Below are 18,090 nucleotides of genomic sequence, written 5' to 3'. Positions count from 1 at the left end.
GCAGAGCGCCCCACGCGCCCCACAGGCCCCGGCTCCCCTGCGTGTCAGCTCTTGACCGCCCCCGAGGTGATGCCACCGACGATGTGCTTGCCGAGAAGCGCGAAGACCAGCAGCAGCGGCACGGTGGCGATGAAAGCGCCGGTCAGCACGATCGCGTGGTTGACGGTGTGGTTGCCGGACCCGAGCCCGGCGAGGGCCACCTGGAGGGTCGGAGCGCCGTCCGGCGTGAGGGCGATGAACGGCCAGAAGAAGTCGTTCCACGCCTGCACGAAGATCAGCATGCCGAGGACGGCCATCGCCGGCCGGGCGATGGGGAAGACGACGTGCCAGATGATGCGCAGGCTGTGCGCGCCGTCCATCCTGGCGGCCTCGATGAGCTCCACGGGCAGCGCCTCGAGCAGGTACTGCCGCATGAAGAACACACCGAAGGCGGCGACCAGGCTGGGCAGGATCACCGACTGCAGCTGATCGACCCAGCCGAACTCGGTGATCAGCTGGTAGAGCGGGATGACGCTGAGCTGCGGCGGCACCGTCATCGTCGCCACCACGATCGTCAGGAGCACGTTGCGTCCCTTGAACCGCAGCTTGGCGAAGGCGAACCCGGCGAGCGTCGCGAACAGCACCGTGCTCGTCGCGACCGCGCCGGCGACGATCGTCGTGTTGATCAGCGCCTCCCCCATGTCCACCTGGTTCCAGGCGATGGAGAGGTTGTTGAACAGCTCCCGGCCCGGCAGCAGCGGGCTCGGGGCCTGCACGACGCGCTCGCCGGTGTGGGAGGCGGCGACCAGGTTCCAGTACAGCGGGAAGAGGGAGACGACCGCGGCGAAGACCAGCAGCGCGTACGTCAGCGGACCGCCGTGGTGCTGACGGCCGGCCTTCTGGCCGAGCCGCCGCCTGCGGCCCCCGGTCGTGACGGACGCGGCGGGCGCCGCCGTCCTGTTCAGCACATGGCTCATGAGCGTGCCGCTCCGTTCTTCTTCGCGTTCGACCGGCTGAGCAGGCGCTGCACGAATCCGATGGCCAGCAGCAGGAGCAGCATCACCCAGGCGATGGCGGACGCCTGGCCGAGCGCGCCGGTGACCCAGCCCTTCTCGTACATCAGCAGACTCAGCGTCTGGTACTGGTTGCCGCTGCCGCCGCCGATGCCGAGGCTGCCGCCGAAGATCAGCGGCTCACCGAACAGCTGAGTGGCGCCGATGGTGGAGACGACGATGGTGAACAGGATCGTCGGTTTGATCGAGGGGATCGTGATGCTGATGAACTGCCGGAACCGGGACGCCCCGTCGAGTGCTGCCGCCTCGTAGAGGTCGTTCGGCACGGCCTGCATCGCGGCCAGGTAGATGAGGGCGTTGTAGCCGGTCCAGCGCCAGGTGACGATCGTGGAGATGGCGATCTGGGCAGGCCACTTCTCGGTCTCCCAGTTGACCGGGTCGATGCCCACGTAGCCGAGCAGCTGGTTGATCATCCCGTAGTCGGTGTTGAACAGCTGGGCGAAGACGAGAGCGGCGGCCGCGATCGAGGTGGCGTACGGGGCGAGGATCGCCACGCGGTAGAAACCACGGCCGCGAATGCGGTAGTTGAGCAGATGCGCGAGACCGAGCGCCATCAGCAGCTGCGGCACCGTGGAGATCACACCGATGGTGAAGGTGTTCGCCAGGGCGTTCCAGAAGAAGTCGCTCTCCGCGAGCCTGGTGTAATTGTCCAGGCCCCGCCATTCGGCCTCGCCGCCCAGCTCGACCTTCTGGAGCGACAGCCAGCCGGTGTAGAGGAGCGGGAACAGACCGAAGGCGGCGAAGACGAGGAAGAACGGCGCGACATAGACGTACGGGGTCGCCTTGAGGTCGATGCGGTACAGGCGGCTGCGCCAGCCGGACGGGTTCCGGTGCCCCGGGTCCCTGGGCGCGCCGGAGGAAGCGGCGATCACAGCGGCGCCCTTGTCGGGCTGGAGGGAGGTGGCCATCAGGCGCCCTTTCCCTGGTGAGTGGTGACGGAACGGCGGATGGCTTCGACGGCACCCGCGAAAGGGGCCGCCGGCCGCCGCGCGGGCAGCCGGCGGGAGGCGGCGACTACTGGTCGATCTTGTCGTCGACCAGCTTCTTCACGTTGTTCCAGGCCTTCTCGGGCGAGGTGCCACGCGTCTCGATGTCGAGGATTCCGTTGTCCGTCAGGAAGGTCTTCACCTGTCCGTCCCAGCGGCCGATCGGGGCGGGCTCGATCTGCTGGGCCGCCTCGGAGTAGATCTTGCCGACCGGTACGCCGGGGAAGTAATCCGGCTGGGCGTTCTGCACGGTCCCGGACTTGAGGCCGTCCGTGGTCGAGGGGATGTTGCCGTTCACGGCGAAGACCTTGGCCTGCTGCTCGGGCGCGGTCAGCCAGGCGGCGAGCTTCGCGGCCTCGACGGTGTGCTTGCCCGCCTTGGGCACGGCGAGGAAGGAGCCGCCCCAGTTCGCGGGGACGGGCGCCTGGGCGATGTCCCACTTGCCCTTGTTGGCCGGGCCGGCCTGGTCCTTGATGATGCCGGTCATCCAGGAAGGACAGGCGACGGTGGCGAACTTGGAGTTCTTGAAGGCCGCGTTCCAGGTGCCCTTCTCGTCGAACTGCCGCAGCTTGGCGGTGAGTCCGCGCTGTGCGGCCTTGACGGCGGTGTCCCAGGCCTTCATCACGCCGAGGCTGCTCTCCCAGCGCAGCTTGCCGTCCTCGCCGGAGTACTGGTCCGGCTGGCTGGAGACTACGGCGTTGAACAGACCGCTCGCCGAGTCGTGGAACGCGGTGCCCGCCGGTGCCTTGGCCTTGTACTTCTCGCCCTGCTCGATGAATTTGGCCCAGTCGCCCGCCCACAGCTTGCCGACCTCTTCACGGTCGGTGGGCAGCCCTGCCTTCTCGAAAAGGTCCTTGCGATAGCAGATGCCCATCGGGCCGATGTCCGTGCCCAGCGCGACGGTCGAGCCGTTCGGGGCGGTGGCCTGCTTGACCTTCCAGTCGAGGAACTTCGACGTGTCCACGCCTTCGGCCCTGCCCAGATCGACGAACTTCCCGGACATCGCCTCGCCGGTGGCCTCCGCGATGTAACCGACCTCGATGGCCTGGATGTCGGCGAGTCCGCTGCCCTGCGAGAGCCGCAGCTTCAGTGCGTCCCAGTACTTCTGGCCGTCGGCGACGTTCGTCTCTTCGATCTTGATGCCGGGGTTCAGCTTCTCGTACTCGGCGTAGAGCTTGGCGCCGGTCTTGTTGTCGAAGCCGAACGATCCGAACGTGCCCACACGGAGGGTGATCGTTCCGCCGCCCGAGCCCTCGTTGCTCTCGTCGCCCCCGGAGCCGCCGCATCCGGTCACGAGGAGGCCGAGGGACAGCAGACCCGCGGTGGTGAGGGTGACTGCGCGGCGTCTGCGCGGGACGTCACCGGAAGTTATGCGCATTCGAGGCTCCTACGACTGTTTTCGGCTGGTGGCGGGCCCAGAGCGACAGAGTGGGGCTGACGGCGAACAGGACCGGTCACAAGTGGGGAAGTGGAGGAAGCGGTGCAAGGCAGGCCCGAGCGGGCCGACGGGCAAGTGGGAGCGCTCCCACTACTGCTTGGTTCGAAAGCTTCGCGGCGACGACACCCTCTGTCAAGGTCGGGCAGCAGAGCTTTATTGCTCCGAGATGTCAGCGGCATGAGAATCTCCCCCTTTCAGTACGACCAAAGACCCCTAATCTGCCCAAATGGGCCACCCTGTGCCACGACCGCGTGTGTCACGACTCCCCACGGCCGGCGCTCCTCGACAAGCCTGAACGGAAGGATCAATAATGGGAGCGCTCCCGAACTCTCTGTCGCCCTGGTCTCCAGGGAGAATCGAACGGGTACCGCACCACCCCCTCCGGAGGTCACGCATGGCAGCACGGGGCCGTTTCGGCCAGCCCACACTCGAGCAGGTCGCCGCCCTGGCCGGCGTCGGGCGGGGCACCGTCTCCCGAGTGATCAACAAGTCGCCGGGGGTCCGCGACTCGACCCGGCACGCCGTGGAGCAGGCCATCGCCGAACTCGGCTACATCCCGAACCACGCGGCCCGCGCCCTCGCCGGCAGCCGCACCGACGCCGTGGCCCTGGTCATTCCGGAGACCGAGAAGCGGTTCTTCACCGAGCCCTACTTCTCCGAGATCATCCACGGTGTCGGGATGGGCCTCGCGGACACGGAGCTCCAGCTGCTGCTGACCCTCGTCCGCACGGAGCGGGAACGCGGGCGGTTCCTCCAGTACGCGAAGGCCCGCCGGATCGACGGCGTGCTGCTCGTCTCCGTGCACCGTGACGACCCCCTGCCGGACCTGCTCTCCGAGATGGACATGCCCACCGTCCTCGGCGGCCGCCGCAGCAGCGACGAGACGGTCTCATACGTCGACTCCGACAACGCCGGAGGGGCTCGGATCGCCGTGCGCCACCTGGCCTCGACCGGCCGCCGCAAGATCGTCACCATCACGGGCCGTGCGGACATGTACGTGGCCCAGTGCCGGCTGCGCGGCTACGAGGAGGCGGTCCGCGGAGCCTGCGAGGACTTCGACCCCTCCTGGGTGGCCGCGGGCGACTTCACCGAGGAGAGCGGCCGCCACGCCATGGCGGAGCTGCTGCGGCTCCACCCGGACCTCGACGCCGTGTTCGCCGCCTCCGACGTGATGGCCGCCGGCGCCCTGCACACGCTGCGCGCGGCGGGGCGTCGGGTGCCCGACGACGTGGCCGTCATCGGCTTCGACGACTCCCCGCTCGCCCAGCACACCGACCCGCAGCTGACCACCGTCCGGCAGCCGGTCGAGGAGATGGGCCGCACCATGGTCGGCGTCCTCCTCGACCAGATGGCCGCCCCCGGCGCTGCCTGGCGGAACGTGGTGGTGCGCACCGAGCTGGTGCGCCGGGACACGGCCTGACCACGGTGCCCCCCGCGTGCCCAGGCCCTTGGCGCCCGGACGGGACCTGAGGCGATCCGCTCCCGGACGTGACGGCACACCTGCGAGGACATCGGCCCCTCCGGTCGCCGCGAACACGGCCACGCTCCCGGCCGAGCCGGACGCCCGGCCCCTCCCCATCGGCTCACCGGGAAACAAACGGCCGTACGTCCGCACACAGGCCTTCTCACGGCAAGGAGTGGCCGCCCTGCACCAGAGCGCTTCCCAAGGGTGTGCGGCTGTGCCGTACGGATACCCCCCGCCGCTCCGTGGCGACAAGCCCTGCTGCACGCAGTGCGGCGGCGTGGCGGCTGGCTGCCGTGGTGGAGATGCGAAGGTGTGCCGCGAGCGTGGTGGTGCTGTGGCTGATGGCGAGGGAGTGCAGCACAGCGGTACGGGTGGCACCGAGTAATTCGTCGAGGGCCGACCCGCCGGGGGCTCTGGTGGCCGGTTCCGGGATCCACACCGGGTTCCGTGCCACCGGATAGACCAGAACCGGCGGAAGCTCGGGAAGGGCGAGCGTGATGGGGTGGTCGTGGCAGAAGAAGCTGGGAATGATCGTCAGGCCCCTCCCCTCAAGGCGGAGTTGCTGATCGACGGGGTAATCGATCTCGAGGACGGGCGAGCTCCAGCGGGAGTTGGGGCCGAGCCGGGCCAGCATGCTCTCACTACCGTGCTCGAGCACATCACGCGCCCGATGCTGCCTGTCGCGGTGGACACAGCGGGCCGACGCCGCACCATGCGGAGCCACCGCGATGCCGTGGTAGCGGTGCAGCATGGCGCCGAGGCGGCGCAGGGCGTGGCCCCGGCCCGAGCCGATCTCGTCAAGCCACGCGGACGGGTGGGAGCTGCCGTCGACGAGGCGGGTGATGTCAGCGCGGAGCCGGCCCCTGCTGGTGGAGAGCACCATGTCGAGACCCGCGTTCAACACGGGTTCGGAACCGGTGCCGCCGGTCGGAGTGAGGAAGTCCGGGAAGTAGGAGGTGCGCGGGGCGAGAGTGGTGAGCATCCGGACCTCGTGACCTGCGCCGACGGCGGCCAGTGCGGCACGGGTGCGACGGCACCACGGGGCGAAGAAGGGAGCCGGGCGGACCAGTTGGTGCAGGCTCAGGATCGTTTCCCACATGGCGTCCGGCTGCTGGGCGAGCCGAACCCTCCCGAGGTCCTCTGCGGTGAACCAGATACGAAGCACGTCTCCCCCCGATGCAGTGCCGATGCAGTGCCGATGCTGTGCGCAGAGTGCCCCCACGGGCATACGGATCGCGAGGCGGCGCGCCGAACCTCGGCGGAACGCTGTCGGCGACCGTCACTTACCACACCGGAACGCGTAGGCGCTCGGGATCGCGGTACTTCGGGAGAGCTGTCGCTCACCGGTGCCGGCGGGCAACGTGGTTCCCGTCGTCCCCCAGCGCCCGGTACGAGGGCGTTCGACCAGAAGCGACCAGGTCGGACCGGGCGACGACCGTGGCGTTCACAACGCCCCGCCCCGAAGTTCCACGACCGGAAGGGACACGATTTCTGTGCGTACGAGAACAAAGCTGGCGGTCACTCTTTCCGCAGGCGCCCTGACCGCCCTCGGGATAACCGGTCCGACCTCCGCCGCGACCACGCTCGACAGCACGATCGCGGCCCAGGCGGAGCGGGCCGGCCTCGACCGGAGCGAGGTTGCCGATCTGCAGAAGCAGATCGACCGGCAGATGGCTGTCACCCCGGGCGGCAAGCAGATCGGGGTCAACCAGGTCGCCTGGCGTGACGGTAAGGCGATCATGACGTTCCCGCTCCCGGGCGAGAAGCAGGCCCGCGCCGTCGACGAGCCCATAGGGACGCTCGGTACGGCCAACTGCAGTTACACCTGGACCTGTCTCTACGAGCACTCGAACTATGACGGCCGGCGACTGACCTGGTCGGACTGCGCGTTCAACAACCTCTCCAACTGGGGCTTCAACGACAAGACGTCGTCCTGGCACAACAACCAGACCCGCGGAACCGTGACCAGGGTCTACAACTGGACCGGCAGCTACTGGTCTCAGCTCTGGTCCTCCACCGCTCCGTCGCAGAGCTCCTACGTCGGCAGCACCAACAACGACAAGGCCGACGGCATCCAGGTCTGCTGACTCTCGCGCCGGCCTCTTCCGCTCTCCCGGGAGGAGGCCGCTCGCGTGACGCGGGATCCGCGGCCCTCACTGCCTGTCGACGGTAGTGAGGGCCCCGGAGCGCGCTGAGACGGCGGCGGCGTCCCGGCTTCCCCGATGGCCGCCGCCGGACCCCGCGGCGGCGGCCCCGGTCCGGGGCGGACCGTCAGCGCCCGTAGACCTTGAACTCGTAAAGGGAGATGCCGTACGGGGTGGCGCGGGTCTGTCCGTGCAGACGGACGTAGCGCCCCTGACCGGAGACGTCGAGCGACTGGGTGCCGCCCGTGCCGCCGGAGGTGGCGTACAGGTCGGTCGAGGTGCGGAAACCGGGGTCGTCGGAGATCTGGACCCGGAACGACCTGGCGTACGCCGCTTCCCACGCGAGCACCACGCGGGAGACTGAACGGGACGCCCCCAGGTCGACGTTGATCCACTGGTGGTCCTGGAAGGCGCTGCTCCAGCGGGTGTCGTCGCGGCCGTCGACCGCCTGCCCGGGCGCGAGCCCGCTGTTCTCCGAGGACGACGCCCACGCGGGGCGGCCCTGGGAGAGCAGGGACTCCTCCGGCTGCGGGCCCGGGGCGCCGTTCGAGAGCCGGTCCGCCGTGCGGTCGAGGTACGTCGCCGTCCACGCGAGCGGCGCGTTCCAGTTGATGGTGTTCTCCTTGGAGCCCCAGGCCTCCGGCGCGGTGTCCGGACCGGCGTAGGACTTCGCGGCCGGCCTCCCGGTGGGCGTCGCCGGGTCGTTGATGTTCTCGTTGTTGGGCCCGCCGGACAGCCAGCCCTTCGGATAGGGAGTACCGGGGTACGCGCCCCAGGCGAGCCGGTCGTGCAGATCGGTCTCCGCGTACTCCCCGTAGCCCGTGATGTAGGACAGGCGCATCGCGTTGTTGCCCATGAGGTAGTCCATGGCGCGGTGCATGGCCTTCAGGTACCGGACGTCGTCGGTCAGGTCGTGGGCAGTGCCGAGGAGCAGCATCCGGTTGGCGATGGAGGAGTTGGAACCCCAGGGGTACTTCGCGGAGCCGGGGATGAGGGCCGGGTAGCCCTCGGCGTTCAGCGTGGTGACGACCGAGCCGGCGAAGGCCGTCAGGCTTCCGCGCATCCTGGCGATGTCGGCGGCGGGCAGGTCGGCCGCGACGGTCAGCAGGGAGAGCGTTCCCGCGGTGGCGACCTCCGCCCAGTCGAACTGGGCGACCTCGCCGTAGTGGGGCGATCCGGTGACGGCGGAGCGGTAGCCGGCGGCCGAGCCGTCGGCGAGCCGGTGGGCGGTCAGATAGAGCTCGGCCGCCGCGGCGTACCGGTCGTCGCTGTTCCTGGTGTCGGGGTAGTCGCCGCCGCCCTCCGCGTCCGAGCCGACCGCGTAGTCGACATCGGGCATGGCCTCCGCGCGCTGCCAGGCGGTCCTGGCGCTCGCCCAGAGAGCGTCCGAGCGGGCGGGGTCGTACTGCCGCAACACCCGGGCGAGCTGGGCGTTCGTGCGGGCGACCGCGTACGTGGCGTTGGTGGACGGGGGCATGGCGGAGCGGGCGAGGGCGTTCTCCGCGCCGATGTCGGTGACGGGGAAGGCGCTCCAGGTGTGGTTGTGCACCTTGTGGGAAGCGAGGCCCGTGGAGGGCAGCATCCCCGCCATGAAGCGCGAGCCGTACTCGACCTCGTCGAGGATGTCGGGACGGCCGTTGCCGCGCTCGGGGACGGGCAGGCTGCCGTCGCCGTAGGCCGCGGGGTCGCGCTCGTAGAGGTTGAGCAGGGTCCAGGCGGAGATGGCGTGGTTGACGGGGTAGATGCCGAAGTCCCCGGCGTCGGCCCAGGAGCCGGCGGCGTTCAGCCGCTCGCCTCCGCACCAGGCGTTGTAGCAGGGCACGGAGCTGTCGCCGGGGTGGAGCGCCGCGTGGGCGTGGGCGCCGTGCTGGAGGTACTGGCCCTCGACCGGGGTGCCCATGCGGTGGAAGTAGAAGTACTGCATGGCCTCGCGGCCCAATTGGGGATAGAGGGCCTTGTCCTGAATGGTGAAGGCCACGCTGGATCCGGCGCCGTCGACGCTGAGGCGGTAGTCGCCGGCGCGGGTGACCGAGGAGAAGTCCGCCTGGTGCACATGGTCGCCGGAGGCGGGGTCGCTGCCGTGCACACGGGTGGTGCCGGAGGCGACGACCGCGTTGTCCCCGGCGCGTCGCAGCTGCCAGGAGAGCGGCGACGTCGAGGGGGCCACGACGGTGGCGACCTTGTCGGCCGCGGTGAGGTAGCCGACCTGGTTGACGCGGACGGGACTCGGGTCACTGCCGGCCGCCGCCGCGGGGGCCGCTGCCTCCGCCGCGACTCCTGAGGCCGGAGTGAGGAGGGTGGCGGTGAGCGCGGCCGCGAGGGCGGCTGCCGCGCCGGAACGGCCGAGGCGTCGTGGTCGCGGGTGCGGGGCGCGGGGCATCGTAGGGCCTCCTGGGTGGGGGACGGAAGCGAACGCGTGCGGGTGGTTCACGGCGGCTACTTCGCGACGCAGGGTCGGGAGCGCTCCCATCAAAACAACCTCGCCGGCCGATTCAGGGCGGCCGGTACGGATTGACGGGAGCGCTCCCACACGAGCGCCGCGACCCTCACCGGAGCCCGGCCCTTGACGACCGGACACGCAAAGGAGGGCCGGCACCACTTGTGCGGCGCCGCGGACCAATGAAGCGGCTCCCGCGGCCCGTGTCAATGACCGCGGCAGAACCCCGCACTCTTGACAACCCGCGACCGCTGGCCGAATCTCATGGGAGCGCTCCCATTTCGGCTGACGGACAGCTCTGTCTTTCGCCTGCCCCGCCGCAGAGCTGCCGGTCGCCGGAGCGGGAGCGCTCTTCAGCAGCTCCACCCAGTTCGTGCCCGGTGGCCGCGGGCGCCCCGCGGCCACCGGCGATCGACCGATCAGAGGATGACGATGACCGCAGAGAACGATCCGGTTCCCGCAGGGCTCACGCGCCCGCCGGCCGCATCGGCCTTTCCACCGGGATTCCTGTGGGGAGTGGCCACGTCCGCGTACCAGATCGAAGGCGCGGCCAGCCAGGACGGGCGTGGAGCGTCGATCTGGGACACGTTCTCCAGCACGCCGGGCAAGGTGGCGAACGGCCACAACGGCGACGTGGCCGCCGACCATTACGCGCGCTACGAGCAGGACGTCGCCCTGATGTCCGAACTGGGCATGGGTGGTTACCGGTTCTCCGTGGCCTGGCCGCGCATCCAGCCGGACGGGCGCGGCCCGGCGGACGCCCGGGGCCTGGACTTCTACAGCAGGCTGGTGGACTGCCTGCTGGAGAGGAACATCCGGCCCGCCCTCACTCTGTACCACTGGGACCTCCCCCAGGCCCTGGAGGACGAGGGCGGCTGGCGGAACCGCGACACGGCCTTCCGGTTCGCCGAGTACGCCCAGCTGGTGAGCGAGGAGCTCGGCGACCGCGTGAAGCTGTGGGGCACTCTCAACGAGCCCTGGTGCGCGGCCTTCCTCGGTTACGGCAGCGGCATCCACGCGCCCGGCGCCGTCGACCCGGCCGGTTCGCTGATCGCCGCCCACCACCTGCTTCTCGGCCACGGCCTCGCGGTCCCCGCGGTGCGCGCCGCGGCGCCCGACGCCGAGGTCGGGATCACGCTCAACTTCTATCCCGTGGACGCCGATACACGGAGCAGCGCCGACCTGGACGCCGCCCACCGCATCGATCTTCTCCAGAACCGTCTCTTCCTCGACCCGGTGGTGGAGGGCGCGTACCCGGCGGACGTGCGGGAGCACTTCGAGCGGGTGTGCGGCACCGGCCACATCGAGCCGGAGGACGAGAAGATCATCGGGGCGCCGGTCGACTTCCTCGGCGTCAACTACTACACGTCCTACCGGGTCGCCGGTGGCGGCGAGCCCTCCGGCCCGTCGCCGTGGCCCGGCGCCGAGGACGTGCGCTTCCTCGACCGCGGTCTGCCGAGGACCGGCATCGGCTGGGAGATCGACTCGGACGGCCTGCGCCGACAGCTGGTCCGGATCAGCCAGGACCATCCCGGCCTGGCCATGTACATCACCGAGAACGGCGCGGCGTTCGACGACACCGTCGACGCCGACGGCCGGATCGACGACACGGACCGGATCGCCTACATCGACGGCCATCTGCGGGCGGTCCACCGGGCCATCGAGGAAGGGGCCGACGTCCGGGGCTACTTCCTGTGGTCGCTGCTCGACAACTTCGAGTGGGCCGAGGGCTACGGGATGCGGTTCGGCATCGTGCGCGTGGACTTCGAGACGCAGCGGCGCACTCCGAAGCAGAGCGCCCTCTGGTACGGGAACGTCGCCGTCGCCGGCGGCCTCCCCGACTGACAGCCGTTCCCGTGCCGCGGCACGGGAACGGCCCGCAACACCGCGGTCCGGCGACACGGCCGCGCACCACGGCACGGCACCCACCGGCGAGGCCGCTCCCGTATGAGGGGGCGGGAGCGGTCCTCATGGTCGCCGGGGCCGGTACGGCTCGGACCACAGCCTCAGGGCCTGCGCCAGGAGTCGTCCTGGAGGTGCGATCCGGCCATCGGGCCCATCCGCAGCATCCCGCCGTCGACCGACCACGACGCTCCGGTGACGTAACCCGCGTCCTGGCCCGCGAGGAAGGCGATGACCGCCGCTACCTCCCGTGCGTCGCCGGGGCGGCGCAGCGGGATCCCCGGCCGCTCCTCGGCATGGACGTCCGTGTCCTCCTGGCCGGTCATGGGTGTGGCGATCTCCCCTGGAGCAACGGAGTTGACCGTGATGCCGTGTTCGGCGAGTTCGAGGGCCATCACCTGGGTGAGCAGACCGAGACCGCCCTTGGCCGCGCAGTAGGGGGCGGCGCCGACCCTCGGCTGATGCTCGTGGACCGAGGTGACGTTGATGATCCTGCCGCCGTCCCCCTGGTCGATCATGCGGCGGGCGGCCCGCTGACCGCACAGGAACGGGCCGACGAGGTCCACGTCGACGACCTGGCGGACCGTGTCGAGGTCCAGATCCAGAAACGGTGTGGCGGTGCCGGTGCCGGCGTTGTTGACGAGCACGTCCACCCGGCCCAGTTCACCGGCGAGCCGGTCGACGACGTCGGCGGCTCCGGGCAGGACCGTGAGGTCCATCCGGGCGACGGCGGCACGGCGGCCGTGGCCGCGTACCTCCTCGGCCGTCTCCTGCGCCCCTTCCTGGTCGGTGTGGAAGGTGATCCCGACGTCCATGCCCGCCGCGGCCAGCCGCACGGCGGTGGCCCGCCCGATGCCGGAGTCGCCGCCGGTGACGATGGCGACCGGCCGGCCGGCGCCCGGCGAGGACGGTGCGGCTGCTCCTGGGGTCACGGCCATGAGGGCTCCTTGCGCGGCACGACGACCAGTTCGGAGACCGCGCTGGTGTCCGGCACGGACAGGGCGTACAGGACGGTGTCGGCGACGATGTCGGGGCTCTGGAGCATGGTCAGGTCCGCGTCCGGGAAGCGGTCGAGGATGAACGGGGTCTCCATGCCGCCGGCGATGATGCCGGTGACGCCGATCCCGGGACAGTCGCGCTGCGCCTCCTGGAACAGGGTGTGGGTGAAGGCGCGCAGCCCGGACTTGCCGGCCGCGTACGGTCCCGCCTCCGTCCAGGTGCGGTTGGCCGCGGTGGAGAGGATGTTGACGATGTGACCGCCGCCACGCGCGACCATACGGCGGTAGGTCTCCAGGCAGAGGAACATCGGGCCGAGCAGGTTGGTGGTGATCACCCGGCTCACCTCCTCGGCCGTCAGGTGCTCGATCGGCTTGCAGACGTCGACGGCCGCGTTGTTGACGAGGATGTCGACCCGGCCGCCGTCCTCGTCCAGCTCGCGGAAGACGTCCGCGACCGCGGCGGAGTCCCGTACGTCCAGGGCCACGAACTCCGCCTTCCCGCCCTGCCGGGCCAGGTCCTCGCACAGTTCTTCCGCGAGTTCCCTGCGTACGTCCGCGACCAGGACGCTCGCCCCCGCGCCGGCCAGCCGGCGGCTGATCGCCGCACCGAGGCCTCTCGCGCCGCCGGTCACCAGGGCCTGCCTGCCTTGAAGGTCGACCTGCACTCCGCTGCTCAATGCTCTGCCTTCCGTCCGCGCCCGTTCGGTTGCCGCTCGGCGTGCGGCTGACACGGCATCGGCTCGGTGGGTAGCCCGCCGCACCGCATCCACTCCACTGTGACGCGCGCAACTGTGTCCGGCACTCGCGCGAAGCCCCCAGCGGCCGTTCGAAAGGGCCTGTGAGCAAGCACACCAGAAGTGCCCGATCCCAGTGCCCGCAAGGGTTCCGGCCCGTCACGGGCAGCGTCGTCGGGGTCGCCGGAACCGCTTCTCCGAAGCCGTCTGCCACGATGGTCTGCGCCCTGCCGGAGAGCGCCTTTCGCCGTCAACGGACGTGCGGGGGACAGTCTTCCGTGGTGGGGTGCCGTCAAGATCCGGTGGAGCGACCGCGCAGTGCAGCCGGTGTTCCGAGCTTCCGCCGCATTCCGCCACATGGGTCCCTCGGGGGCTCGTCACCCGAGTGTTCACCGTGCCTTCTTCTTCCTCCCGTCCTTCCGCCCCGTCCGTCTCCCCGGCTCCGCAGGGCCGCCTCGCGCAGCGCCTCCTGGGCGACCGTTCGCCGTGGCGCTGCCTCAAGTACGCCAGCATGCGCTGGTGGTCCGTCGCGAACTTCGTGTCGAACGCCGGTACGTGGATGCAGCTCACCGTGCAGAACCTGCTGGTGCTCCAGATCACGGGGTCGGCCGCCGCGACCGGACTCTCGATGTCCGTGCAGGCCGCGCCCGGGCTGCTGATGAGCCTCGCCGGCGGCGCCGCCGTCGACCGGTGGCCCCGCAAGCTGACCGCGGCGGTGAGCCAGGCGCTGTTGGGCGCCGTGGCGTTCACGACGGCGTTCCTCGTGGCGATGGACCAGCTGAACCTTGGTGTCCTGATGGCGCTCGCCGCTGTCACGGGTGTCATCGCCACCGTCGACGGCCCTGCGTGCGCGCTGCTCGGCAACGACCTCGTCAGGACGGAGGACGTTCCCTCCGCGATCGGCGTCGGTTCTCTGGTCCACAACGCGGGCCGGCTGGCGGGCGCGGCACTCGCCGGTGTGACCGTCGGCTTCCTCGGCACGGCCGCCGCCTATGCGGCCAACGGGCTTTCCTTCCTCTTCGTGACCGCCGTCATACCCTTCCTGCGCCCCGTGGCGGGCGCGGTCCGCGCCCGGTCGGAGCGCCGGACCGAGAAGGCCGCCGCACAGGATCCGGGCGAGGACCTGAGCATGCGCGAGGGCCTGAGGTACTTCATGCGCAGGCCGAGGCTGGTCGCCCTCGCGGGGATCACCGGGCTGAGCGCCGTCTTCGGACGCAACTACCAGCTCACGCTCGCCGTGCTCGTGGTCGGGCCGCTGACCGGCGGTGCCGGGGCATTCGGCACCGTGTCCACCGTGCTCGCCGTCGGCGGCATCCTGGGCGCGGTGCTCGGAGCGCGGCTGCGCAAGCCGTCCGTGAGGCTGGTGGGCGCCCTCGCGGCCGCCGGTGGTGTCCTGCAGATCGTCGCGGGTCTCTCGCCGTCGCTCGTGATACTGCTGATCATCGTGCTGCCGATGGCCCTGGTGGAGTCGGTCTCCGACACCGCGGGCACGACCGTGCTCCAGACCGATCCGCCGCCGCACATGCGGGGCCGGGTGCTGGGCGTGTGGGGCAGTGTCCGTACGCTCTGGGGCCTCGCCGGTCCCCCGGCGCTCGGGCTGCTGATGGAGCTGGCCGGTGCGCGCGGCGCGCTGGTGACCGGCGGACTGGTGATCGCGGGCGCGATCGCCGCGGGCCATGTGCTCCGGGAACGCCGGGTCACCGCGAAGCCGGTGGTCGTACGGACCGAGGGGCCGGCGCTGACCGGTCAGCCCGGTCTGAGCACGGCTGCCTGACCGGCCGGTGGCCCTGCCCCGGGCAGCGGCAGGCTGCGTACGGCGTCGAGTACCTCCTCGACGGTGATGCGCAGCAGCCGCTCGTCGGGCCGGTCGCCGTGGGCGTCACCGGGACGCGGCGCATCGTCGGCGTCCGGGTGCCACAGCACCCGGTGGCGCGGCCGGGCGGGCGGGCCCCACAGCCGGGGCGCCACCGGGCCGAACAGGGTGACGGACGGGGTGCCGAGGGCCGTCGCCAGATGGGCGAGCCCGGTGTCCCCCACCACCACGCAGCGTGCCTCCGCGACCAGGGCCATGAGCACGTCGAACGGGATGTCGCCGCCCGCCCCGCCGAGCACCGCCCCGTCGGGCAGCCCGGCCAGGCGGGCCACCGAGGCCGCCGGCCGGGCCTCCGCCGCCCCGGCCGTCACCACGACACGGTGTCCGGTGCGGTGCAGGTCGCGCGCCACGGCGGCGAAGCGCTCCGTGGGCCAGCGGCGGGACGCCGCGTCGGCGCCCGGATGCACGACCACGGCGCCCGGTGCGGGTGAGCGGGTGGCGGGCGGCGGCACGGACAGGTCCTCGGGGTCGGCCGGCAGGCCGTGGCCTTCGAGGAGGCGGCACCAGCGCTCCCGCTCGTGCTCGTCGTCCCGCCACACCGGACCGTCCGGCAGCCCGTAGGCGTAGAGGTCGCTGGGTCCGAGCCCGGCGAGCAGCCCCCGGCTGGCGGGACCGTTCCCGTGCAGGTCCACGGCGATGTCCGGCGGCGGACCGTCCCAGGTCAGCTCCGCCGGTACGGCCCTGCCGGGCGCGGAGGCGGGCAGCAGCCTGTCGACGAGCCCCGTCGCCGCGGCGGCCGCCGTCAGCCGGGCGGGCGCGGCCAGCACGACGTCGTGTCCGGGCAGCCCGCGCCGCAGGGCCCGCAGGGCCGGTACGGCGGCGAGCAGATCGCCGAGGCCCAGTGCCCGCAGCACCAGGACATGGGGGCGCGCCCCGTGGCGCGGGCTTCCCGGAGTGCTCGGGCTCTCGCCGCTGCGGGTGCTCATCCGGTCTCCTTCGATGCCGGGCGGTGCGGCCGGCGAGGTGCGCGGGCCGTCCTGGTCCCTCAGCGCGGCGGGGTGTCGGCCGGCTTCGCCGATTCGGCCGCGCGGTGGGCGAGCAGCGTGGTGGAGCGGCCGTCGAGGTAGGGCAGGACGACCGCCTGCCCGCCCCAGGCGCGTACCACGTCGGCCTCCGGCAGGTCCTCCACGGAGTAGTCGCCGCCCTTGACCCACACGTCCGGCCGCAGCCTGCCGAGCAGCGCGCTGGGGGTGTCCTCCTCGAAGACGACGACGGCGTCGACGCTGCCCAGTCCGGCGAGCACCCGCACCCGGTCCTCCACCGGATTGAGCGGCCGGCCCGGCCCCTTGCGACGCGTGATCGAGGCGTCGGAGTTGACGCATACGATCAGGCAGTCGCCGATGCGGCGCGCGCTCTCCAGCAGGCCCACGTGCCCGGCGTGCAGCAGGTCGAAGCAGCCGCCCGTGGCGACCACGGTGCCGCCGCGTGCCCGGACGCTCTCCACGAGCGCGAACGGGTCCGTCGCCGCCCCTTGCCGTGTCCGGTCGGCGAACGCCGTCCGCCACAGCTTCGGATTGCCGGCGCCGCCCGCCGCCACGAACGCCGCAGCGCCGGCCACGCCGCGCTGCACCGCCTCCTCGGGGAGCGCGCCGTCCGCCAGGGCGGCGGCGGTGGCCGCGGCGAAGCAGTCACCCGCGCCGCAGGGGTCGCCGTCGGCACGGTAGGGCGCGGGGACGAGCATGGGCGTGCCGCCGCCCGGCCGGGTCAGCAGGACGCCGCGTTCGCCCAGGGTGACGGCGACGGTCGCCGCCAGCCAGCGGTCCGCCAGTCGCGAGCCGCGTTCTGCGAAGTCGCGCAGCGAAGGCTCCTCGTCGGCGGGAGAGCCGGCGAGCGAGCGGACCTCGGCGGCGTTCGGTGTGACGATCCGGGCGCCGGGGACGGGGGCGGCGCCGCAAGGGTGCGGGTCCCAGACCAGTTGGATGCGGTGGGCAGTCTCGGCGAGCTGTTCACGGACGGCGTCGGCGGTGTGCCTGCCGTAGTCGGCGACGAGGACGGCCTCCGCCTCTGCCAGCGTCTCGGCCACGGCGGTTCCGGGGCTGCCGGGTATGCCGCCGCCGCGGTCGATGCGTACGAGGGGCCGTCCGCCGGCCAGCACGCGGGTCTTGACCGGCAGAGTTCCCCGCAGCGGGAGTTCGGCCAGCCGGACGCGTCCTTTCAGCGCCCGGCGTACCGCCGCGCTCGCCGGGTCGTCGCCCAGGGCCGTGACGAGGACCACCTCGCGGCCGTCCTGGGCGGCCAGGACCGCGGCGAGACCCGCGCCGCCCGGCCTTCGGTGCTTCCCTCGCACGTCGACGACGGGCGCGGGCGCGTCGGGGGCCAGGCGCTCGGCGACGCCTTCGATGTCCTCGTCGAGGAGGACGTCCCCGACGACGACCAGCGGGCCCGGGCCGGTCATGACAGCCTCCGGCGGGCGGCGGCGGCCTGGGTGGCGGCCGCTCCCGGCGCGTGCCGCAGGGTCTTGGCGGGCGGCACCGCGGCGGCCGTCGCCTCGTCGAAGGCCTCGCACAGCAGGTGCACGGCGACGAGGTGGGCCTCCTGCACGGTGGCGGCGGTGCCGGCGTCGATGCACAGGGCGTCGTCGGCGACGTCCGCCAGGGGGTTGGGGCGCGGTCCGGTCATGGCCCACACCAGCAGTCCGGCGGCCCGTCCGGTCTCCGCCGCGCCGGTCAGGTTGGCGCTGCGGCCCGAGGTGGAGAGCAGCAGCAGGACGTCACCGGGCCGGCCGTGGGCGGCGACCTGGCGGGCGTAGACGTGCTCGAAGCCGTAGTCGTTGCCGATCGCCGTGATGCTGGAGGTCTCCGCGTGCAGCGCGATGGCGGAGTGGGCGGGGCGTTCTTCGCGGTAGCGGCCGACCAGTTCGGCGGTCAGGTGCTGCGCCTGGGCGGCGCTGCCGCCGTTGCCGGCGGCCAGCAGGCGGCCGCCGACGGGCAGGACGGCGGCGAGGTGTTGGCCCCACCGGGCGACCTGGTCGAGGCCCTCCCGGCGGAACCGGCCGAGGGCGTCCTGGAGCGACTGGCAGTGCCGGTGCGCGGCCTCCGTGGCAAGTGGTTCGCTCATGCTG

General features: G+C 71.8%; 14 protein-coding genes. 4 read left to right on the top strand and 10 right to left on the bottom strand.

Features of this window, described 5'->3' with window-relative positions:
* Positions 1-44: 44 nt before the first annotated feature.
* The 3 genes from MDN94_RS18205 to MDN94_RS18195 all read right to left on the bottom strand — a co-directional run bounded on the left by MDN94_RS18205 (position 45) and on the right by MDN94_RS18195 (position 3,416).
* Positions 45-956, bottom strand: a complete 912-nt coding sequence (locus MDN94_RS18205; protein WP_482726793.1) for a carbohydrate ABC transporter permease — start codon at positions 954-956, stop codon at positions 45-47.
* Positions 953-1,960, bottom strand: coding sequence for a carbohydrate ABC transporter permease (locus MDN94_RS18200; RefSeq protein ID WP_482726792.1), 1,008 nt, complete (start codon positions 1,958-1,960; stop codon positions 953-955). The genes MDN94_RS18205 and MDN94_RS18200 overlap by 4 nt, the downstream gene beginning before the upstream one ends.
* A gap of 106 nt (positions 1,961-2,066) precedes the next feature.
* Positions 2,067-3,416: an ABC transporter substrate-binding protein gene (locus MDN94_RS18195; RefSeq protein WP_482726791.1), complete on the bottom strand. Its 1,350-nt coding sequence runs from the start codon at positions 3,414-3,416 to the stop codon at positions 2,067-2,069.
* Between the two features lie 454 nt (positions 3,417-3,870).
* Between MDN94_RS18195 and MDN94_RS18190 the strand changes: the two genes are divergently transcribed.
* The gene (locus MDN94_RS18190; protein ID WP_441264815.1) at positions 3,871-4,896 is read left to right on the top strand and encodes a LacI family DNA-binding transcriptional regulator; all 1,026 of its coding nucleotides are present in this window, start codon (positions 3,871-3,873) and stop codon (positions 4,894-4,896) included.
* Positions 4,897-5,101: 205 nt separating this feature from the next.
* Here MDN94_RS18190 and MDN94_RS18185 read toward each other — a convergent pair whose 3' ends face one another.
* Positions 5,102-6,106 (bottom strand): ArsR/SmtB family transcription factor, encoded by a 1,005-nt coding sequence (locus MDN94_RS18185; protein ID WP_482726790.1) that lies wholly within the window; start codon positions 6,104-6,106, stop codon positions 5,102-5,104.
* Positions 6,107-6,434: 328 nt separating this feature from the next.
* On the opposite strand from MDN94_RS18185, the gene MDN94_RS18180 reads away from it, so the two are divergent.
* The gene (locus MDN94_RS18180; RefSeq protein WP_482726789.1) at positions 6,435-7,028 is read left to right on the top strand and encodes a peptidase inhibitor family I36 protein; all 594 of its coding nucleotides are present in this window, start codon (positions 6,435-6,437) and stop codon (positions 7,026-7,028) included.
* A gap of 184 nt (positions 7,029-7,212) precedes the next feature.
* Here the strand turns inward: MDN94_RS18180 and MDN94_RS18175 are convergent, their stop codons facing one another.
* A complete protein-coding gene (locus MDN94_RS18175; RefSeq protein WP_482726788.1) occupies positions 7,213-9,465 on the bottom strand; it encodes a glycoside hydrolase family 9 protein in 2,253 nt (750 codons plus the stop codon).
* Positions 9,466-9,954: 489 nt separating this feature from the next.
* On the opposite strand from MDN94_RS18175, the gene MDN94_RS18170 reads away from it, so the two are divergent.
* Entirely contained in the window at positions 9,955-11,367 is a 1,413-nt protein-coding gene (locus MDN94_RS18170) for a GH1 family beta-glucosidase (RefSeq protein ID WP_482726787.1), read from the top strand.
* A gap of 161 nt (positions 11,368-11,528) precedes the next feature.
* Here MDN94_RS18170 and MDN94_RS18165 read toward each other — a convergent pair whose 3' ends face one another.
* Complete coding sequence (locus tag MDN94_RS18165) at positions 11,529-12,362, bottom strand: SDR family oxidoreductase (RefSeq protein ID WP_482726786.1); 834 nt, start codon at positions 12,360-12,362, stop codon at positions 11,529-11,531.
* Entirely contained in the window at positions 12,353-13,099 is a 747-nt protein-coding gene (locus MDN94_RS18160) for an SDR family oxidoreductase (protein ID WP_482726785.1), read from the bottom strand. Before MDN94_RS18160 ends, MDN94_RS18165 begins: the two co-directional genes overlap by 10 nt.
* A 568-nt stretch (positions 13,100-13,667) precedes the next feature.
* Here MDN94_RS18160 and MDN94_RS18155 point away from each other — a divergent pair.
* A complete protein-coding gene (locus tag MDN94_RS18155) occupies positions 13,668-14,930 on the top strand; it encodes an MFS transporter (RefSeq protein WP_482727105.1) in 1,263 nt (420 codons plus the stop codon).
* On the opposite strand, the gene MDN94_RS18150 is transcribed toward MDN94_RS18155, so the two are convergent.
* From MDN94_RS18150 to MDN94_RS18140, 3 genes are read right to left on the bottom strand one after another with little or no spacing between them, the layout of a single operon-like run.
* Positions 14,903-15,955 carry a glycosyltransferase family 9 protein gene (locus tag MDN94_RS18150; protein WP_482726784.1) on the bottom strand — a complete coding sequence of 351 codons (1,053 nt, stop codon included), beginning with the start codon at positions 15,953-15,955 and terminating at the stop codon, positions 14,903-14,905. The two genes, MDN94_RS18155 and MDN94_RS18150, sit on opposite strands and share 28 nt — an antisense overlap.
* Before the next feature lie 59 nt (positions 15,956-16,014).
* Positions 16,015-17,424 (bottom strand): D-glycero-beta-D-manno-heptose 1-phosphate adenylyltransferase, encoded by a 1,410-nt coding sequence (gene rfaE2, locus MDN94_RS18145; protein WP_482726783.1) that lies wholly within the window; start codon positions 17,422-17,424, stop codon positions 16,015-16,017.
* Positions 17,421-18,086: a D-sedoheptulose-7-phosphate isomerase gene (locus tag MDN94_RS18140; protein ID WP_482726782.1), complete on the bottom strand. Its 666-nt coding sequence runs from the start codon at positions 18,084-18,086 to the stop codon at positions 17,421-17,423. Before MDN94_RS18140 ends, rfaE2 begins: the two co-directional genes overlap by 4 nt.
* Positions 18,087-18,090 lie beyond the last annotated feature (4 nt).

Source organism: Streptomyces sp. WAC00040 (genome assembly GCF_056835925.1).
This window is presented reverse-complemented; position numbering and strand designations above follow the sequence as displayed.